This window comes from Pseudonocardia humida, assembly GCF_023898865.1.
GTDB lineage: Bacteria > Actinomycetota > Actinomycetes > Mycobacteriales > Pseudonocardiaceae > Pseudonocardia > Pseudonocardia humida.
Window position 1 is genome coordinate 106,808 of record NZ_JAGSOV010000034.1, and the last position, 18,263, is coordinate 125,070.

18 protein-coding genes and 1 pseudogene are annotated in these 18,263 nt (G+C 75.8%); 10 read left to right on the top strand and 9 right to left on the bottom strand.

From position 1 onward, the window contains the following. Positions 1–194 precede the first annotated feature (194 nt). The 3 genes from KDL28_RS15070 to KDL28_RS15080 all read left to right on the top strand — a co-directional run bounded on the left by KDL28_RS15070 (position 195) and on the right by KDL28_RS15080 (position 2,747). Positions 195–1,271 (top strand): threonine aldolase family protein, encoded by a 1,077-nt coding sequence (locus tag KDL28_RS15070; protein ID WP_252438976.1) that lies wholly within the window; start codon positions 195–197, stop codon positions 1,269–1,271. A 64-nt stretch (positions 1,272–1,335) separates the two neighbouring features. Then, entirely contained in the window at positions 1,336–2,226 is an 891-nt protein-coding gene (locus KDL28_RS41500; RefSeq protein ID WP_252438978.1) for a helix-turn-helix domain-containing protein, read from the top strand. Next, a complete protein-coding gene (locus KDL28_RS15080; RefSeq protein ID WP_256501638.1) occupies positions 2,223–2,747 on the top strand; it encodes an acyl-CoA thioesterase in 525 nt (174 codons plus the stop codon). Before KDL28_RS41500 ends, KDL28_RS15080 begins: the two co-directional genes overlap by 4 nt. A 49-nt stretch (positions 2,748–2,796) precedes the next feature. On the opposite strand, the gene KDL28_RS15085 is transcribed toward KDL28_RS15080, so the two are convergent. Next, on the bottom strand, positions 2,797–3,825 hold the full coding sequence (locus KDL28_RS15085; protein ID WP_252438980.1) for an aminotransferase class V-fold PLP-dependent enzyme: 1,029 nt from the start codon (positions 3,823–3,825) through the stop codon (positions 2,797–2,799). A gap of 65 nt (positions 3,826–3,890) precedes the next feature. Here KDL28_RS15085 and KDL28_RS15090 point away from each other — a divergent pair, with 65 nt between their 5' ends. The 4 genes from KDL28_RS15090 (at position 3,891) to KDL28_RS15105 (ending at position 7,613) form a co-directional block, all read left to right on the top strand. After that, complete coding sequence (locus KDL28_RS15090; protein WP_252438982.1) at positions 3,891–4,688, top strand: SAM-dependent methyltransferase; 798 nt, start codon at positions 3,891–3,893, stop codon at positions 4,686–4,688. Positions 4,689–4,844: 156 nt separating this feature from the next. Next, the gene (locus tag KDL28_RS15095) at positions 4,845–6,065 is read left to right on the top strand and encodes a DUF8225 domain-containing protein (protein ID WP_252438984.1); all 1,221 of its coding nucleotides are present in this window, start codon (positions 4,845–4,847) and stop codon (positions 6,063–6,065) included. After that, positions 6,062–7,282 (top strand): Dyp-type peroxidase, encoded by a 1,221-nt coding sequence (locus KDL28_RS15100; protein ID WP_252438986.1) that lies wholly within the window; start codon positions 6,062–6,064, stop codon positions 7,280–7,282. Before KDL28_RS15095 ends, KDL28_RS15100 begins: the two co-directional genes overlap by 4 nt. A gap of 49 nt (positions 7,283–7,331) precedes the next feature. Beyond that, positions 7,332–7,613, top strand: a complete 282-nt coding sequence (locus KDL28_RS15105) for a hypothetical protein (RefSeq protein WP_252438988.1) — start codon at positions 7,332–7,334, stop codon at positions 7,611–7,613. Between the two features lie 23 nt (positions 7,614–7,636). Here the strand turns inward: KDL28_RS15105 and KDL28_RS15110 are convergent, their stop codons facing one another. Further along, entirely contained in the window at positions 7,637–8,056 is a 420-nt protein-coding gene (locus KDL28_RS15110) for an MmcQ/YjbR family DNA-binding protein (RefSeq protein ID WP_252438990.1), read from the bottom strand. Positions 8,057–8,196: 140 nt separating this feature from the next. Here KDL28_RS15110 and KDL28_RS15115 point away from each other — a divergent pair, with 140 nt between their 5' ends. Continuing rightward, entirely contained in the window at positions 8,197–8,973 is a 777-nt protein-coding gene (locus KDL28_RS15115; protein WP_252438992.1) for an SAM-dependent methyltransferase, read from the top strand. Between the two features lie 63 nt (positions 8,974–9,036). Here the strand turns inward: KDL28_RS15115 and KDL28_RS15120 are convergent, their stop codons facing one another. Both KDL28_RS15120 and KDL28_RS15125 read right to left on the bottom strand, forming a co-directional pair. After that, entirely contained in the window at positions 9,037–9,828 is a 792-nt protein-coding gene (locus tag KDL28_RS15120) for an alpha/beta fold hydrolase (RefSeq protein WP_252438994.1), read from the bottom strand. Between the two features lie 122 nt (positions 9,829–9,950). Further along, a complete protein-coding gene (locus tag KDL28_RS15125) occupies positions 9,951–10,559 on the bottom strand; it encodes a TetR/AcrR family transcriptional regulator (protein WP_252438996.1) in 609 nt (202 codons plus the stop codon). Between the two features lie 133 nt (positions 10,560–10,692). Between KDL28_RS15125 and KDL28_RS15130 the strand changes: the two genes are divergently transcribed. Beyond that, a complete protein-coding gene (locus KDL28_RS15130; RefSeq protein WP_252438998.1) occupies positions 10,693–11,379 on the top strand; it encodes an SDR family NAD(P)-dependent oxidoreductase in 687 nt (228 codons plus the stop codon). 31 nt (positions 11,380–11,410) lie between these two features. Here the strand turns inward: KDL28_RS15130 and KDL28_RS15135 are convergent, their stop codons facing one another. The 5 genes and pseudogenes from KDL28_RS15135 to KDL28_RS15155 all read right to left on the bottom strand — a co-directional run bounded on the left by KDL28_RS15135 (position 11,411) and on the right by KDL28_RS15155 (position 16,419). Next, the gene (locus tag KDL28_RS15135) at positions 11,411–12,370 is read right to left on the bottom strand and encodes a helix-turn-helix transcriptional regulator (RefSeq protein ID WP_252439000.1); all 960 of its coding nucleotides are present in this window, start codon (positions 12,368–12,370) and stop codon (positions 11,411–11,413) included. Then, on the bottom strand, positions 12,367–12,939 hold the full coding sequence (locus KDL28_RS15140) for a dihydrofolate reductase family protein (protein WP_252439002.1): 573 nt from the start codon (positions 12,937–12,939) through the stop codon (positions 12,367–12,369). The genes KDL28_RS15135 and KDL28_RS15140 overlap by 4 nt, the downstream gene beginning before the upstream one ends. A gap of 136 nt (positions 12,940–13,075) precedes the next feature. Next, entirely contained in the window at positions 13,076–15,367 is a 2,292-nt protein-coding gene (locus KDL28_RS15145) for a WD40 repeat domain-containing protein (protein ID WP_252439004.1), read from the bottom strand. A 65-nt stretch (positions 15,368–15,432) separates the two neighbouring features. After that, positions 15,433–15,720, bottom strand: a pseudogene (locus KDL28_RS15150) (pyridoxamine 5'-phosphate oxidase family protein); the annotation flags it as partial. Between the two features lie 21 nt (positions 15,721–15,741). Continuing rightward, the gene (locus KDL28_RS15155) at positions 15,742–16,419 is read right to left on the bottom strand and encodes a hypothetical protein (RefSeq protein ID WP_252439006.1); all 678 of its coding nucleotides are present in this window, start codon (positions 16,417–16,419) and stop codon (positions 15,742–15,744) included. Positions 16,420–16,757: 338 nt separating this feature from the next. Between KDL28_RS15155 and KDL28_RS15160 the strand changes: the two genes are divergently transcribed. Further along, positions 16,758–18,263, top strand: a complete 1,506-nt coding sequence (locus KDL28_RS15160; RefSeq protein ID WP_252439008.1) for a GGDEF domain-containing protein — start codon at positions 16,758–16,760, stop codon at positions 18,261–18,263.

Here is an 18,263-nt window from a genome sequence, read left to right on the forward strand (position 1 = left end):
CCGACCACCACTCCCACCCGGACCCGCGCCCTCACCGTAGTGGCCACCGGGTCCGGCCGATCCCGCCGCCGTTCCACGCCCCGGGTTCCGGGCCCGATCGGGGGCGCCCGACCGGTCCTGCACGGCGGCCGCGCCGAGCCCGACGACCAGCTGGAGCGCTGTTGCCTATATATGGCAACAAGTACGCTCCTGGGGTGACCGCCGCCCCGATCCGCCGCTCGCTGTTCCTGCACGCGCCGATCCGGCGGATGCCGCACGACGTCCTGCGCCGGGTGCTCGACCACCTGCCCGCCGACACGCCACCGGACGGCCCCGACGGGCCGGTCGCGGTGCTGGAGCGGCGCATCGCCGGGCTGCTCGGCACGCCGTCCGCGCTGTTCTTACCGAGCGGCACCATGGCCCAGCAGGTGGCGCTGCGCGTGCACGCCGAGCGGCGCGGGCGCCGGGCCTTCGCCGCCCACCCGCAGACCCACCTCGCGGTGTGGGAGGGCCAGGGGCACGCCGTCGTGCACGGGCTGCGCCTGCACCCCGTGGGCGACCGCAACGCCCCCCTCACCCTCGAGGCGCTGGCCGAGGTGGCCGAGCCGCTGGCCGCGCTGGTGCTGGAGCTGCCCCAGCGCGACCTCGGCGGCCGGCTGCCGGGCTGGGCCGAGCTCACCGCGCAGGTGGCCTGGGCCCGCGACCGCGGCGCCGCCGCCCACCTCGACGGCGCCCGGCTGTGGGAGGCGCAGACCGGCTACGACCGGCCGCTGAGCGAGATCGCCGGGCTGTTCGACTCGGTGTACGTCTCGCTCTACAAGGGCCTGCAGGGCGCCCGCGGCGCCGTCCTCGCCGGGGACGACGAGCTGGTCGCGCACGCCGACGTGTGGCGCAGGCGGCTCGGCGGGCGCATCCCGGACGCCTGGCCGCTGGCCGCCGTCGCGCTGCTCGGGCTCGACGAGCTGCTGCCCCGGATGCCCGCCTTCCGCGACCACGCGGTCGCGCTCGCCGCCGCCCTCAACGCCGACGGCGCGGCCCGCACGGTCCCCGAGGTGCCCCCCACTCCCCTGTTCCACGTCCACCTGCCCGCCGCCCCGGGAGCCGTGGAACGCGCGCACGCCGAGCTGCTCGCCGAGACCGGCGTCCAGCTCTTCGGCTACCTGCGCTCCGCCCCCGACCCCGGCCGCTGCTCGTTCGAGGTCAGCGTGGGCGAGAACGCCGTGGAACTGGCCCCGGACGAGGTCGCCGCGCTGGTCCGCGAGCTGGTCACCCGGGCCGCGGCGCGCGCGTGACTCCCCCACCGGGTCGAGCGGCGGATCTGCGAGCCTGCGCGCCGTCGAGGGCGACACTGGTGGTGTGTCGGTCTCCTTGCGCGCCCGTGCCGCGACCACGGGGTGGACCTCGCTGGTCCGCGAGTACCGCCCGACGACCCGCACGGCACGCCACGTGGCGGCCACCTGGGAGGGCGAGCCGGGCCGCGACGGGTGGCTGCGGCTGCTGCCGGACGGGTGCGTCGACGTCTGGTGGGACGGCGAAGCGCTCGGGGTGACGTGGGCGGGTGAGCAGCCGCTGCGCGTGCGCCTGCGCGCGGCGGTGCCGAGCGTCGGGGTGCGCCTGCGCTGCGGGACCGCGGCGGCGGTGCTGTCCGGGGCGGTCTGGGACCAGCCGGGACGCAGCATCCCGGTGGCCGACCTCCTCGGCGGCCGCGCCGGCGTGTCCGAGGTCGAGCAGCGGTTGCGGACGGCGGGGGGACCGGCCCGTCGACGCGCCGTGCTCGAGCAGTGGATCGGCGATCGGACGGCCGCCGGCGCGGGCGGATCCGGCGCGGCCGAGCCGCGGCTGGCCGCCGTGGTGGGATCGCTGGGCGTACCGGGCGCTCGCGTGCCGGACGTGGCCTCGACGGTGGGGCTCGGTGAGCGCACGGTGCGCCGGCAGATCAGGGCCGCCGTGGGGCTGGGGCCCAAGTCGCTGCACCGGGTGCTGCGCTTCCAGGCGTTCCTGGCCCGCCTCGAGCACGTCCTCGCCGGCCGCGAGTCGCTGGCCGCGGCGGCGGCCCGGGTCGGCTACGTCGACCAGGCCCACCTCGGGCACGAGTGCCGCAGGCTCTCCGGGTCCACCCCGGCCGAGCTGCTCGTCGCCTACCGCCGCGCGGGGCCGGGGCATGGCCGGATTCCACAAGACCAGGACGCCGGCGGCGGTGACGCTGGGGCGGTGACCAGTCGCCGTCCCAGCCGGAGGTCCGCATGACGCCCGATCCGCAGTCCCGGTCCGACCCCGCCGCCGACCCCACCGTCCCGCCCGCGCCGGAGGCCCGCGGTGCCGCCCTCGCCGAGGCCGTCGACGAGGAATGGGCGTTCCGGGTCGTGGTCGCGGTGCGCAGCGACGACCTCGACCCCAACGGTCACGTCCGCGGGTCGGCGTACCTGGCCTACGGCGACCACGCGCGCTGGGCCGCGCTCGACGCGGCCGGCGTCGAGCCGGCCGACCTGCGGGCGCGCCGCATCGGGCCGGTCAACCTGGAGACCACCCTGCGCTACCACCGCGAGCTGCGCCCCCACGACGCGGTCGAGGTCGTCACCGCGTTCGAGTGGGGCACCGGCCGGACCAGCCGCGTGCGCCAGCAGCTGCGCCGCGGCGACGGCGTGCTGGCCGCGGAGGTCAGCAGCGTCGGCGGCCTGCTGGACCTCGACACCCGGCGGCTGCTGCCCGACCCGGGCCGCTACTGGCTGGCCATCGCCGCCCGTCCCGAACTGCTCGGGCTGGGGTGAGCGAGCCGCCCTCGCCCGGCTGCCGGGCGGCGCGCACCACGCCGGGCACTCAGCTCGCCCCGTGCAGCGCGCGCAGCGCCCGGTCCACATCGGACTGGGTGTTGTACAGCGCGAAGGCGAGGCGAGCGCCGCATGCGAGGGAGGTGGCGACGACCCCGGCGGCGGCCAGCCGATCGTCCGCGTCATCGCCCGGCACCGACACGATCGCCGAGCCGCCCGGACCCATCCCCAGGCCCTCCCGGAACGCGTCGGCCAGGCCGACGCAGTGGGCGTGCACGGCGGCCCGGTCGAGGCCGGCCACCCACGGCACGCTGACCCCGGCACCGGCCAGCACCAGCATCGACGACCACAGGTCGAGCCGGCGCGCGTCGCGGGCCAGCCGGACCGGCAGGCCGTAGGCGCTGTCCCACGGCTGCTCCGCGGCGCTCCAGCCGGCCAGGTGCGGCACCGGGTCGAGGTCGGGACCGAGCGCCAGCCAGGCCGCGCCACGGGGAGCCAGCAGCCACTTGTAGCCCGCCGCCACCACCGCGTCGGCCCAGGACAGGTCGGCGTCGAGCCGACCCAGCGACTGGGTCGCGTCGAGCACCACCCGGCATCCTGCGGCGCGCGCGGCGCGCAGCGCGTCGAGGTCGACGACCCGCCCGTCGGCGGACTGCGCCACGCTCACCGCGACCACGTCGTAGCCGGCGGCGCGCTCGCCCAGCCGCTCCAGCGGCGCCTCATCGACGGTCACCCCGCGGCCCCGCTGGACGGCGAACGGCCAGCTCACGCTGGTGAACTCGCCCTCGGCGACGAGCACCGCGGCCCGGTCGGGCACGTCGGCGGCGATCAGTCCGACCAGCGCCGAGACGGCGGGGCCCAGCGCCACCCGGTCGGCGGGGAAACCGGTGAGCGCGGCGACCGCCGCTCGGGTGGCGGCGACCGCGTCCTCGAACCCCGCCCAGTCCACGGCGCCCCCGCGCCAGTCGTGCACCGCGGCGGTCACGGCGGCGACCGCGGACGCCGGCGGGACACCCGAACCGGCCGAGTCGAGGTAGCCGTCGGGGACGTCGAACCCCTCGCCGAAGGCCTGGCGCACACCGGACCCTAACCCCACCGTGTCGGAGGAAGGTCGGGCGAAGGCCGATCAGTAGCATCCCCGGCGTGCCCGACGACATCGACACGTCCATGCCGCACGAAGCGCGGGTCTACGACTACCTGCTGGGCGGGAAGGACAACTACGCCGTCGACCGCGCGGCCGGGGACCAGATCCTGCAGGTGACGCCGCAGATGCCGGTGTGGGCCAGGCACAACCGGGCGTTCCTCAACCGCGCCGTCGGGTTCGTCGCGGGCCAGGGGATCGACCAGTTCCTCGACATCGGGACCGGGCTGCCCACCGTGGCCAACACGCACGAGGCGGCGCACCGGGTGAACCCCGATGCGCGCGTGGTCTACGTCGACTACGACCCGATCGTCCTGGCCCACGCCCAGGCGCTGCTGGATCCGGGGGGCACCACCGCCTACATCGAGAGCGACCTGCGCGAGCCCGCCCGGCTGCTCGCCGAGGCCGAGCGGTTCCTCGACCTCGCCCGGCCGACCGCGGTCATGCTGGTGGCCGTCCTGCACCACATCCGCGACGACGAGGCGCCGGAGGAGCACGTGCGCGCGCTGCTGGACGCCGTGCCGGTGGGCTCGTACCTGGTGCTGAGCCACGCCACCTACGACTTCCTCGACCCGGAGGACGCCCGCGCGCTGCACGACGTGCTCGGCAGTTCGCCGATGACGTTCCGGGCCCGGACCCGCGAGGAGATCGAGCGCGCGTTCCTGACCGGCCTGGAGGTCGTCGAGCCGGGCCTGGTCGCCACGACCGACTGGCGGATCGAGGACGGCGACATCGGGTCCGCCCCGGACACCACCCGCGCCGGGCACTGGGCCGTGGTGGCGCGCAAGACGCGCGCCTGATCGGCCCCGACGGCGGTGCGCTCGCCGCGCCGGCCGTCGTCGGGGGATCTGTACGCAGATCTACGTACTGGAGCCCGCCCCACCACGGTGCTTTGATGATCCTCACCACCGGCCGGCCGGGTCCCGGATCCCGCACCCCTCCTGGAGGAGGCAGCTGTGCCCTACGACGTCCCCGGCCGTGCCGACGACCTCGCGCCCGGTCTCGTGAAGAGCTGGAACGACCGGATCGCCGCGGAGTTCGCCCGGCTCGAGCCGTCCTTCGGGAGCCGGTTCTTCAGCATCGACCCGGTGGCCGTCGGGTCGACCGCGCGCGTCCCGGTGACCTGGTTCGGCGACCCGGCCGAGCCGGCGTTCTGCCTCGGCGCCGCGGCGGCGCAGCGGCTCTCGGACTGGGACGAGCGGGGCCGGGCCGTGCTGCACAACGAGTACTGCGAGTACGCCGCGGTCCGGGCCGTCGACGCGGACGGGCGGCGCCGGCTCAAGCGGGTCCAGGTCACCACGGAGCTGCGGGAGTACTGGGTGACGCTCGCCCGCTCCTCCCCCGACGCGGTGCGCGGCCTCGTCACCGGGATCACCGGGACCGAGCCCGCCTGGACCGACTTGTACGGCGTCGCCGATCCCACCGCCCTCAGCGAGGACGCGCGGGAGAGCGCCTTCGCGGCGCTGGTGGCGGGCGGCCAGCAGGGGCCGCCGAGCGGGCCGCTCAACACGCGCAACGCGCTGTTCATGAGCCACCCGATCAACGGTCTGGACGACCTGCTGTTCATCATCATGTTCGGGGCCCGGCCGCTGTTCACCGACCGGGCCGGGACGCTCGAACCCGCGACGAAGGAGCAGATCTTCCGCGAGAGCGGCAGCGAGCACCTGGCGTGCCGGCACGCCGACCCGGCTGCGGCGATGGCCGCGCACGGGGCGGCCGTCTCGGGGCGGACCGTCGGGTTCGCCGACCCCCTCGGCATGTACATCCAGTCGTTCGCCCGCGACGTGTTCCTCCTCGACGGCGCTCCGCTGCCCGACGGGTGGGTGCGCTTCAGCCGCGGCGACGAGGGCCTGCACCAGCGCCTCGAGGTCGGGCCGCCCGACGACGACCCGCGCTTCCTCGACGAGGCCGTGACGGCGGAGGGCGCCACCGACGAGCCCGTCGTCGGCGGGCACCAGATCGTGCGGCACGTCGAGGTCGGGCCGTTCGTGGTGGTCGGACCGCAGACCCCGCTGGCCGACGGCGAGCGGACCGTGCTCACCACCTCCGACGCCCCGATCGTCTGCCGCGAGGCCACCGTCTGCCAGAGCATCGAGCAGCTGCAGCGGGAATTCGACGCCGCGCACGCCGGCCCGCTGCGGCGGGTGGGCCCCCGCCGCACGGAACCGACCGGATGACCCTGCAGGAGGGCGTCTACCACGCACCCGGTGCCCGACCCGGGCGTGCCCTCGTGTTGTTCTTCCTGCAGGCCGCACCCGGTGCCGATGCCGCAACGGTGGGCGCTGCGCTGCAGCGGTTGTGGAACGTGTGGCGCGGGCTGGTCCGGGGCGCGGTGGTCGACCTCCCGGGGCACCCGGTGCCCGCCGACGCCCTCACGGTTCTCCTCGGCTACGGGCAGAAGGCGTTCACCCTGCCCGGGGCGCGGCGCGCGGTGCCCGCCGCGCTGCTGACCGGGTCGTTCCGCTCGCCGCAGCCGATGGGCGGCGGCCGGGTCGTCGTCGGCTCCGGCCTGTCCTACTCCCCGGAGGTGCGGCAGAACCCGGCGACCGAGGAGATCGCGGTGCAGGTCGTCGCGGAGACGCAGCTCGCGGTGAACCGCGTGGTCGTCGAGACGTGGAAGGCCACCCACGACGGCACCGATCCGGCCACCGGCGTCGCCCCGCTCACCCTGACCGCCTTCTACCAGGGGTTCCAGCGCGCCGACGGGCGGAGCTGGATCGACTTCCACGACGGGGTGTCGAACCTGCGCAGCGAGGAACGCGCCGGGGTCATCACGATCAAGCCGACCGGCGACGACGAGCAGGACTGGCTGGTCGGGGGCACCTACCTCGCCTTCCTGCGCCTGTCGGTCGACCTCGCCCGGTGGCGCGGCATCGACCGCGCCGCGCAGGAGCTGCTGGTCGGTCGCGACAAGCTGACCGGGGCCCCGATCACCGCCGTCGGGGCGGACGGCCCGGTCACCGTCGCCGGCTGCCCGGTGGCCGGGACCACCGAGGTGATCGAGCCGGGCAACGAGGCGTTCCGCGAGCCGCCCGACGTGACCGATCCGGTGGTGGACCTCAGCCACGTGCAGCGGGCGAACCACCACGCGCGGCCCGCCTCCGACGCCAGCAGCCTGCGCATCTTCCGGCAGGGCTACGAGTTCCTCGAGCCGCACGGTGCGGCCCCGGGCTTCCGCGCCGGGCTGAACTTCGTGAGCTTCCAGGACACCCCGGACCGCGTGGTGCGCATCCTGCGCCAGCCGACCTGGCTCGGCAGGACGAACTTCGGCGGCGACCCCGACGTGGACCCGGCCGCGGCCGCCGCGCTGCTGTCCGTCCAGGCCGGCGGGACGTACGTCGTGCCACCCGTGGACCCCGTGGAGCCCTTCCCGGGGGCGGGCATCTTCGCCTGAGGCACCGCCCACTCCCCCACCCGCGGCCAGGCGGCACACTCGGGGGACCATGACCGAACCACCGCGGCGGATCGACGTGACCCGACTCCCCGACGACGTCGTGGAGTTCCTCGACGCCCTCGCCCCCGGCGCCGACCTCGTCATCACCCGCGACGGCGCGCCGATCGCGACGGTCCGCAGCACCGCGCCGGCCTTCGGCGCCACCGGCGAGCCGCACGCGGACCACCCGAAGGTGACCGTGGTGGCCACCGCCATGCGCTACCAGGGCCCGGTCCGGCGCATGCTGGACGCCGACGCCGAGGCCCACCTGACCCCGGCCACCGTCCCCTGATCGTCGCGGACGCCCGGCGCCCCCTACGGCTCCTGAGCGGCCAGCCAGGCCGCCCTGCGGCGCGGCGACGCCTGCGAGAGCCAGGCGTCCTGGACGACCTCGAGCAGCTCCCGGCGGGTGAGCTCGCCGATCCGGCTCGCCCGCAGCAGGACCGAGGGGTGACCGTCGAAGTGCGGGGTCGTGAAGAACGGCGAGCCCTCGTCCTGGACCAGGGACTGCTTGTCCGACTCGGACGGCACCCAGAAGACGATGACGTCCGGGTACCGCTCCCCGGTCGCCGGATCGACGGCGTCGGGCCGCGGGGTGCGGAAGAACACGAACGACTTGCGGCCCACCTGGTAGACCGGGTTGCCCCGGGACCCGCGCTCGACCGTGACGTGGGGCATGCTCGACGCCATCTCGTGCACGTCCTCGACGCGGGCTCGGCGCTGCGACGCCGTCATGGCAGGAGTGTAGGCACCGACCCGACGACCGGCGGGCGCTCCCCGGGCACGCATCGGCGCGTTCCCGGGGTCGACCCGGATCGCCGCTGGCTAATGTTCCCCGGGTCGAGGTCGAACATCGAGAACGAAGGCGGGCGCGAGTGCGGGGTGCGGGGCCGTTCGACCCGACCAGGCCGAACATCGCCAGGGTCTGGGACTACTGGCTCGGCGGGAAGGACAACTACGCGGTCGACCGCGAGCTGGCCGAGAAGCTGCTGGCGATCCACCCGGCCAGCGCGCAGATGGCGCGGGAGAACCGGGCCTTCCTGCAGCGCGCCGTGCGCTACGTGGCCGCGCGCGGGGTCGGGCAGTTCATCGACGTCGGCGCCGGCCTGCCGACGGCGCTGAACACGCACGACGTCGCCCAGGACGTCAACCCGGACGCGCGAGTCGCCTACGTGGACAACGACCCGGTGGTGATCGCCCACGGCCGCAGCCTGCTCGCCCGCAGCCCCGGCGTCGTGGTGGTGCCCGGCGACGTGCGCGACCCGCGCAGCATCCTCTCCGACGCCGCCCTGACCGAGCACGTCGACCTGGCCGAGCCGACCTGCGTGATCCTCTCGGCCATCCTGCACTTCTCGGAGGCCGCGACCGCACGGGACATCGCCTCGGTCTTCATCGAGGCGATGAGCCCCGGCAGCTACCTGATCATCTCGGTGGGGTCGGGCGCACCGCGCGAGGGGAACAGGTTCGCCTCGGCCTACACCGCCGCGCGGATCCACATCCACTCGCGCGACGAGCTGAGCACCTTCTTCGGCGACCTCGACCTCGTCCCGCCCGGCGTGGCCGCGGTGCGGTGCTGGCGCGGCGACGACCCCGCGGACGTCCGGGCCCCGCGCTCGGCGACCTTCCTGTGCGGGGTGGGCCGCAAGCGCTGAGAGCTGTTCCCGCAGTGCTCCGGACGCGGCCGACCGGGGCCTGCCGGGCGCCGGCCGGGTCCGTCAGCCGATCCGGGCGCGCACCTCGCGGACGGTCCCGGCGGGGTCGACGCCGTGGTCGTGCGACTCCGGCACGACCACGAGTTCCGCCCCCGGCATCGCGGCGGCGAGCCGCTCGGCGGCGGCGACGAGCAACGGCATCGTCGGGTCGCCGCGCAGGACGGTCGTCGGCACGTCGACCTCGAGCATCGCGGCGGTCGGCGTCGACACCGACGCGACGAGCCGGTTGTCGTACACGGTGGTCCGGGCGAGCGGGAGGAGACCGGCGAAGGCCGGCGACGCGCGGAACTGCTCCACCGCCGGCTCGGGCAGACCGACCTCCTCCCGCAGGAAGAGCAGGACGGCCTGCTCGTCGCGGCCGTCGTCGACCAGGGCCTGCAGCCGGGCCGCGAGATCGGCGGGCGGCTCGTCCCGTCCGAACCGCAGCGGCGGCTCGGACAGGAACAGGTGCGTCACGGGCACGCCCCGGGCCGCCGCGAGCAGCGAGAGGATCGCACCCGAGGAGTGTCCGAGGACGACCGCGGCCCCGCCGACCGCGTCGATGACGGCGCGCAGGTCCTCGGCCTCCCGCTCGGGCGCGTACGGCGCGGTGTCGCCGCTGCCGCCCCGGCCGCGACGGTCGTAGGTCACGCCCTGCAGGCCGGCCTCGGCGAACGCGGTGGCCAGCGGGGCGGCGGCCGCCGCCGTCGCGAGCGCGCCCCCGACGAAGACCACCGGCCGTCCCTCTCCGAAGCGGTGGTAGGCGATGCGGGTGCCGTCGGCGGATTTCGCATGCAGGGTCAGCTGGTCGGTCATGGGAGGGGTCCTCTCTGGAGTGGTGCCCATGAACCGACCCTGACACGGGTCGCGGACAGGTCCGGTCCGCTATCTCCGGCCGGATGGCGCTCCCGCGCACCACCGACTCACGGCGCAGGCAGTCAGGGGTGGAGCGCGACGGCGCGCAGGGCGATGTCGACGGAGGCCTGGAGGTCCTCACGGCTCGCGCCGGCCGCGGCGTGGACGGCGTGGCCCTCGCTGAGCGCCATCACGAACCGGGCCAGCGCGCGGGCGTCCACTCCGTCGGGGAGGTCCCCTTCCTCGGCGGCGCGGGTCAGCCGCTGCACGAGGGCGGACTCGGTGGCGGCCCGGCCGGTGGCCAGGATCTCGGAGACGCGGCTGTTCTCCGGCGAGCAGGCCAGGCCCCCCTGGATCGACAGGCAGCCCGCGGGGTGATCACCGGCGGTGAGGCCGTCGGCGCTGGAGCGCAGGAAGGCTTCCACGGCCGCGTAGGCGGTGGGGCGATCGAGCGCGGCGCGGGCGAGGGCGACCTGGGTCTCGTGGTAGCGGGCGAAGGCGCGCTGGAACAGCTGCTCCTTGCTGCCGAACGTGGCGTACAGGCTCGGCCGGTTGATGCCCATCGCGCTGGTGAGGGCGCTCAGCGACGCGCCCTCGTAGCCGTGCCGCCAGAAGACCTCCGCGGCCCGGTCGAGGACCGCCTCCTCGTCGAAGGCGCGCGGTCGTCCCGTGGCGGGCGCCCCAGTGCTCATGGGCTCAGTCTACCGCTCGGTACAGAACGTGAGCCGCTTCACCAACCGAGCGGTACAGAACTTGCTAGCGTGGCTACAACCGATCGGTACAAAACTACGGCCGCCCGCTCCGGCGGCATCCCGGAGGAGACGCATGACCGTCACACTGATCACCGGCGCGAACAAGGGCATCGGTTTCGAGACCGCCAGGCAGTTCATCGAGCTGGGCCACACCGTCTACATCGGCGCCCGCGACGTCGAGCGGGGCGAGAAGGCCGCGGCGGAGCTGGGCGCGCGGTTCGTGCAGCTCGACGTGACCGACGACGCCTCGGTCGGCGATGCGCTGGCGACCGTCGAGGCGGCCGAGGGCCGGCTCGACGTCCTGGTGAACAACGCGGGCGTCCTCGGGGCCGGACCCGTCGACGGACCGACGGCCCTGCGCGTGTTCGACACCAACGCGGTGGGGATCGTCCGGGTCACCGAAGCGGCGCTGCCCCTGCTGCGGAAGTCGCCGAACCCGGTGGTGGTCACCCTGTCGAGCAGCATGGGGTCGTTCTGGGCGGTGACCAACCCCGACCGCCCGGAGTACGCCATGCCGCTGGCGCTCTACGCGGCGTCCAAGTCCGCGGCCACCATGCTCACCGTCCAGTACGCCAAGTCCGAGCCGGCCATCAGGTTCAACGCGCTCGAGCCCGGCACCACGGCCACCGACATGACCGCCGCCTTCGGGATCGGCAGGCCGGTCGCGGAGAGCGCCAGGAGCGTCGTGCGCCTGGCCACGCTCGGCCCGGACGGCCCGACCGGGACCTTCACCGATGAACGCGGGGTTCTGCCCTGGTAGACGCCGGCCCGGGCTCTCGCACGGCGCGCGGTCAGGGCGCGTGCCGCCGCAGCCACTCGATGGGGTCGCCGTCGCGGACCGGGTCGGGCGGGCCACCCGGCCGTACGGGCTCGCCCACCGCGACACCGGCCTGGCGCAGCAGGGTGCGCGCCAGGCCGCGGCGCTGGGCGGAGTAGGTGAGCACGTGCGCGAGCACGCTGCCCAGGACGAAGCTCTCCGGTGGGTCGCACAGCGCGTCGACCACGCGGTCGCCCCAGGCGCGGCGCCGCTCGACATCGCTGACGAACGCCAACCAGCGCGGCACGACGGAGTCGAGCCTGGCGGCCAACGCGACCGGGTCGTCGTCGTCGGAGAGCCGGCCGGGGTGGTCGGCGCCCTCGACCGAGGCCAGCCAGATCTCGTAGGTCCCCACCGACCGGTTGAGCAGCGCCGCGATGGAGCCCTCCGGGCCCGCCCACTCCAGCAGGGTCAGCCCGGGGATCCGCTCGCGGACGTACTCGGCCGGTTCCAGGCCCTTGGCCAGCTCCACCAGCGTCCCCACGTCGTGGACGTCGTGGTGAACCAGCAACGCGGTGACCTCCCCCGCGGAGGCCTGGGCAGATCCCTCGATCCACAGCCCGTCGGGGGCGTGGAAGTGGATGCCGTTCGGGGCGGGCAGCCAGTGCGCCGAGCCGGGGGTCGGGCCGGCGGGGGCCGCGCTGGGCGGGTAGCCGTAGGCCCGGCCGAACGCGCGCGCGAACCCCTCGACCGAGCCGTAGCCCGCCGCGAACGCCGCGTCGGTGACCGAGGCGCCGTGCGCGAGCTGCCACGCCGCGCGCTCGAGCGCCACGCGGCGCCGCATCTGCACGGGCGGCTCGCCGGTGTCGCGGGCCAACCGGCGGCTGAAGTGGAACGGCGAGGAGTACGCCCCGTCGGCCATGGCGGCCAGCGACCGGTGCTCCTCGTCGAGGACGGCGTCGAGGAGCTCGCGGAGGCGGTCGCGGCCGGTCACGGCGCCCAGTCCGTGGTGCGCGGGCCGAGCACCGCGTAGCGGGCGCACGCGAACGCCCGGTTGCGCTCCACCTCGACCAGGCGCAGTGCGTAGCGCCGCGGGAAGAGCGGGCGCCCCTCCCCCAGGGTGACCGGGGCGATCGCCACGACGATCTCGTCCAGCAGCCCGGCGTCGGCGAACTGCCCGGCCAGGTCGCCGCCACCGACCACCCACACGTCGCGGCCACCGGCGGCGGCCAGCAGTCCGGCGTGCACGGCGGCGACGTCACCGGAGGCGAAGCGCACGTCGGCACCCTCGATCGGGGGCAGGTCCCGGTGGGTGACGACGGTCGTCGGCACGGTGTAACTCCACTTCTCGCGGCCGTCGGCGATCCGCGCGCGGATCCACTCGTAGGTCGTCGCGCCCATGACCAGGGCGCCGACGCCGGTGATGAACGAGTCGTAGTTCATCGGGCCGTCCGCGTCGATGTCCTGGACGAACAGCCAGTCCAACGAGTCCGCCGGGTCGGCGATGTAGCCGTCGAGTGTGGTCGCGGTGTAGAACACGGTCTTGGAGGTGGTCCCGGTCATGGGACCAGCGTGGCGGACCGCGGGGTGCGCGCGCCCGACCGTTCTTGCGCTCTCGTCCGCGGATGCGGCGCCAGCCGTCGTGGCGGAGCAGGACACGCTCGATCTCCTGGGCGGGCCCCGGGGAGAGCCGGACCTCCTATCCGATCAGCCGGAGGAAGTGCGGGCCGTGGCCGCCGGCGATCACGACGAGGTCCGCGGCCACGGCGACGGCGCGTCGCGGCTCGTCGCCCAACCGCAGGGCTGAGCGGTTGCGGCCGGTCGCGGGGTCCCAGACCCGCACCGTGGCGTCCGAGCCCGCGCTGACCAGCCACGACCCGTCCGGGGCCACGGCGAGCGCGGCGACCGGGCCGGTGTGCTCGCGCAGGGTGTGACGGCGCCGCCCGGTGGCGGGGTCCCAGATGCCGACCGTGCCGTCCGTGCCTGCGGTGGCCAGCCACGCCCCGTCGGGGGCGACGGCGAGCGCGCTCACCGGTCCGCTGTGGGCGGGCAGGGTGCGCAGGGGCGTCCCGGTGCCGGGGTCCCACAGCTGTACGGTGCCGTCGTCTCCCGCGGTGGCCAGCCAGCTGTCGTCCGGGGCGAGGACCAGCGTCCCGAGCGGCGCGGTGTGCCCGGTGAGGGTGTGGCGGCAGTCGCCGGTGCTCGGGTCCCAGATCCGGGCGGTGCCGTCGTCGGCGACGGTGGCGAGCCGGCTCCCGTCGCCGGCGACGCCGAACTCCATCACCGGGTAGGTGTGCCCGACGAGGACGTGGCGGTGGTCGCCCGCGGCGTCCCACACGTGGACGGCGTCGCCCTCGTCGCCGCCCCCGGTGACGATCCACGCACCGTCGGGCGCGATCGCGACGGCGAACACCATGTCGCCCGCGGTCCGCGTCCACAGCAGCGCGCCGGTCGCCGGGTCCCACAGCCGGAGCGTCCCGTCCCAGCCGACGGTGGCCAGCCGGGAGCCGTCGGCGGTGACCGCGAGCGCGGCGACCCGGTCGTCGTGGCCGACGAGCGTGCGCAGGCAGGTGCCGGTCCGCGGGTCCCAGATGCTGGTGGTGCCGTCGACGCCCGCGGTGGCCAGCCAGGTCCGGTCCGGGGCGAGGGCCAGCGCCGTCACCGCCGGGTTCGGCTCCCGCGGGTCGGGCCGGGCGGTGCCGGGCTCCCAGATCCGGATGGTGCCGTCGTCGCCCGCGGCGACCAGCCGGGAGCCGTCCGAGGTGACCGCGAGCGCGGTGACCGGCTCGGTGTGCCCGCGGACGGCGAGGCGGCACTCGCCGGTGGCCGGGTCCCAGGTCCGGGTGCTGCCGTCGGTGCCGGCGGTGGCGATCCAGGAGCCGTCCGGGGCCGCGGCGAGCGCGGTGACCGCATCGGAGTGGCCGTCGACGGTGAGCAGGCAGTCGCCGGTGGCCGGGTCCCAGATCCGGATGCGGCCGTCGTCGGACGTGCCGGCGAGCCAGGAACCGTCGACGGCGACGGCGAGCCGCCCCACCGGCTCGACCGACGCCCGCAGGACGTGGCGCCCCTCGCCGGTGGCCGGGTCCCAGGTCCGGGTCACCCCGTCCAGCGCGGTCGTCGCCAGCCACGTGCCGTCGGGAGCCGCGGCGATCGCGGTGAGCGGTCGGTGGTGGCCGCGCAGGCTGCGCCGACCCTCGCCGGTGGTCGGGTCCCAGACCCGGGCGGTGCCGTCGCTGCCCGCGGTGGCGAGCCAGCCGCCGCCCGCCGGGACGGCGAGGGCGGTCACCGAGCCGGTGTGCCCGGCCAGGACGTGCCGGCATTCGCCGGTGGCCGCCTCCCGGATCCGGACCGTGCCGTCCTCACCCGCGGTGGCGAGCCAGGAGCCGTCCGGGACGACCGCGACCGCGTTCACCGGACCGTCGTGCCCATCGAGGATGCGGAGGAGGGCCCCCGAGCCGGGGTCCCACAGCGACGTCGCGCCGTCCCCGCCGGCCACCGCCAACCACGACCCGTCCGGGGCGACGGTGAGCGCGTGCACCGACCCGCCGGCGCGCAACGCGTGCCGGCAGGTGCTCGTGGCCAGGTCCCACACCCGCGTGCTGCCGTCCGCACCGCCGGTCGCCAGCCAGCTGCCGTCCGGGGCGACGGCGAGCGCCTCGATCGCACCGGCGTGGCCGCTGAGCACCCGGTGCAGTGCCGGATCCGGCAGGTCCGGCGGCGTACCGATCGGCGTCGGGCAGGGCCGTGGGGAGCAGGCGAGCAACGCCGCGCGCAGGGCGGCGGTCGCCCCGTCGTCGGGTGGGATCCGGGCGGCCAGGGTGGCCGCGAGCGCACCGGGCGGCGACAGCGGGGCCAGCAGCTGCCCGGCCTGCCGCACCACCCCGGCCAGGGCCTGCGCCGCCGGTGTCGGGTCGAGGGCCAGCTCGGCCTCCACGGCCCGGGGGCCCGACCGCTCCATCGTGTCGATCAGTCGCACCGGGTCGAGGGCCACCCGGCGACGGTAGCGCCCGCCACCGCGGGGCCCGATCCGCCCTCGGTCACCGCCACCGCCACCGCTCAGGGGTAGGCGGCGTCCCCGGAGGCGGGCAGCAGCTGACCCGGGACGATGCGTCGACCGCCGATGTCCTGCGGGATGAGCCGGATCCAGTGCCCGTGCTCCCCCGGCGCCCACGGCGTCACGCCGGTGGCTGTGGTGCGTTCGACCAGCTCGGCGCGGTGGGCGCCGGTGATCTCCTCGGCGAGGCCGCGCACCAGCACGCTCCAGCCGCTGCGGCTGCGCTGGTCGATCTCGTCGACCTCGAAGGTGACGTTGGCGTGGTCGGCGGCCGCCAGCTTGAGCCCGGCGCTGGCCGTCGAGGACCTGCATCACCGGTCCGCGGCCTCCCGCCGCCGGTGGAGAGCGACGCCGGCGACGATCGTCCAGGCCATCGAGAGGACCCGCCCGACCGGCAGCGCGGCGCTGGCGTAGTAGATCGCCAGCGAGAGCACGGACAGCACGGCGATCCCCCCGCCGACGTAGCCGAACCAGCGGGTCGCCTTGCCCACCAGCCCCGCGCGGCCGAGCACCAGCGCCGAGCCGACGACGAACGCGCCGAGCGTCACGACGGTCACCACGCCGCCTGCGTAGAAGCTCAGTCGGCGCAGCACCTCCACGGTCGCCCCGCCCGCCGAGGCCGCGATCACCGCCAGCGCCACCGACAACCCGGACGACACCACCATCGCGGCCACCGACAGGTAGCCGACCTTCGGCAGCCAGCCCGCCCCGACGGCGCGCAGGGCCGGGGCCAGTGCGGCGACGAACACCGCGAAGCAGGCCACCGAGAGCGTCTGCAGACCGGCGGTGACCCCGACCCCGACCGGGTTGGCCGCGTAGAAGGCGGCCACCTCCGCGGCAGGCGAGCCCGGCATCGGCAGCGGACGGTCCACGAACGCACCGGACACCGGGCTGACCGCCAGGTACGCGCCGAGGAAGCCGATGGGGGCGAGAACGCCGGCGCCGAGGCCGGGAGCGGTTCGGGTCCGAGCCGGACCGGGGGTAGCCATGGGATTCTCCTTCGTTCGACCGGACCCCACGATCGGGAACCGGTCGCGCGGAGGCGTCCCGCTCGGGGTGCGACCCCGGCTACCGCGGTGGCGGTAGGTCCCCGGCTCCGCCCTGCGCTCCGGGGAGTACGTGCTCCCGGCCGCACCCGGCGCCGACCTGGTTTCCTGACCGACGCCGCCGGCCACGTCGCGTTCGCGATGGCGGCGCTCGTCGCCACCGGCCACCGTTGACCCCGGGGGGTAGATCGACGGATCTCCTGCTCGACGCGCGACCATCGGGCGATGCACGCCGTCCCGGGGCCGTGCGATGATCGCCGGCTGGACAGGGGGGACAGCCGATGGGCGCCTCGGTGGGCAGGGCGCCCGCGGCAGCGCTGGTGGTGGTGCTCGCCGTCACCGGCCTCGCGGTGGCCGTGCTGTTCCTGCCCGAGCGGCCCGGGCTGGACCAGGCGCTCGTCGCGAACCTGAGCGCGCTGGTGTCCTCGGCGACGGCCGCCGGCTGCGGGATCTGGCGGGCGGTGCACTCGGCCGGTCGTCGCAGGCGCGCGTGGAGCGCCCTGGGGGCCGCGCTGACCTGCTGGGCCGTCGGTGACGCGATCTGGGCCTGGCTGGACGCCACCGGGCGGGACCCGTTCCCGTCGGTCGCCGACGTGGCCTACCTCGCGTTCGGGCCACTGGCCTGCGCCGGGGTGCTGCTGCTGTTCGACCGCGGTGGGCGGGTGCACCGGTTGCAGGACCTGCTCGACGGGATGGCCACCAGCGGCGCGCTGGTGCTGGTGAGCTGGGCGACCGCGTTGGGCGCGGCCGTGCGGGCCGCGGAGGCGAGCCAGCCGCTGGCCTCCGCGGTCTCGGTGGCCTACCCCGTGCTGGACGTGCTGATCGCCGTGCTCGCCGTGCTCGCCCTGGCCCGAGCGCCGGCCGGGCGGCCCCGCCTGCCGCTCACCCTGCTCGTCGCCGGGCTGGTGCTCAACAGCGTCGCCGACAGCGGGTTCGTCTACCTCACCGCGACCGAGGGCTACGAGCCGGGGACCGCGCTGGACGTCGTCTGGAGCCTCGGGCTGGGCTGCCTCGCGCTGGCCGCGCTGCTCGACCGCCACCGCGGCGACGTCCGCCCGGCGGCGGTCGGCGTGCGCGAGGCGATCGTGCCGTCCGGTGGGCTGCTGCCCTACGTGCCCATCGGCATCGCGCTGGCGGTCGTCATCGTCACCGAGTTCATCGGGGGGCAGCCCTCGCCCGCCGAGGAGGTGGGGGTGCTCGCGCTGGTCCTGCTGCTGCTCCTGCGCCAGTACCTGACGTTGCGCGAGAACGCCCTCCTGGCCGCGCGGCTCGCCGCCCGCGAGGAGGAGCTGCACCACCAGGCGTTCCACGACGCGCTCACGGGCCTGGCCAACCAGGCGCTGTTCCGCGAGCGGCTGGAGCACGCCCTGGAGCTGCACGCCCGGGACCGCCGCCCGCTGGCCGTGGTCTACCTGGACCTGGACGACTTCAAGCTGGTCAACGACACGCTCGGGCACGCGGCGGGCGACGAGCTGCTGGTGCGGGTGTCCGAGCGGATCAACGCCGCGGTGCGCACCGGCGACACCGTCGCCCGGCTGGGCGGTGACGAGTTCGCGGTGCTGCTGGGGACCGCCGACGGGGCGGGCCCGGCCGGTGAGCACTGCGCCGAGCGCATCGCCGAGGCGCTGCGCACCCCCATCGACGTGGCCGGGCGCCCGGTGCGGGCGCGGGTCAGCGCGGGCACGGTGCAGCTGGGCCCGCAGGACCCGGCGATGTCCGCCGACCAGGTGCTGACCTCCGCCGACCAGGCGATGTACGCGCGGAAGCCCCGGATGCGCGGGGCCTGA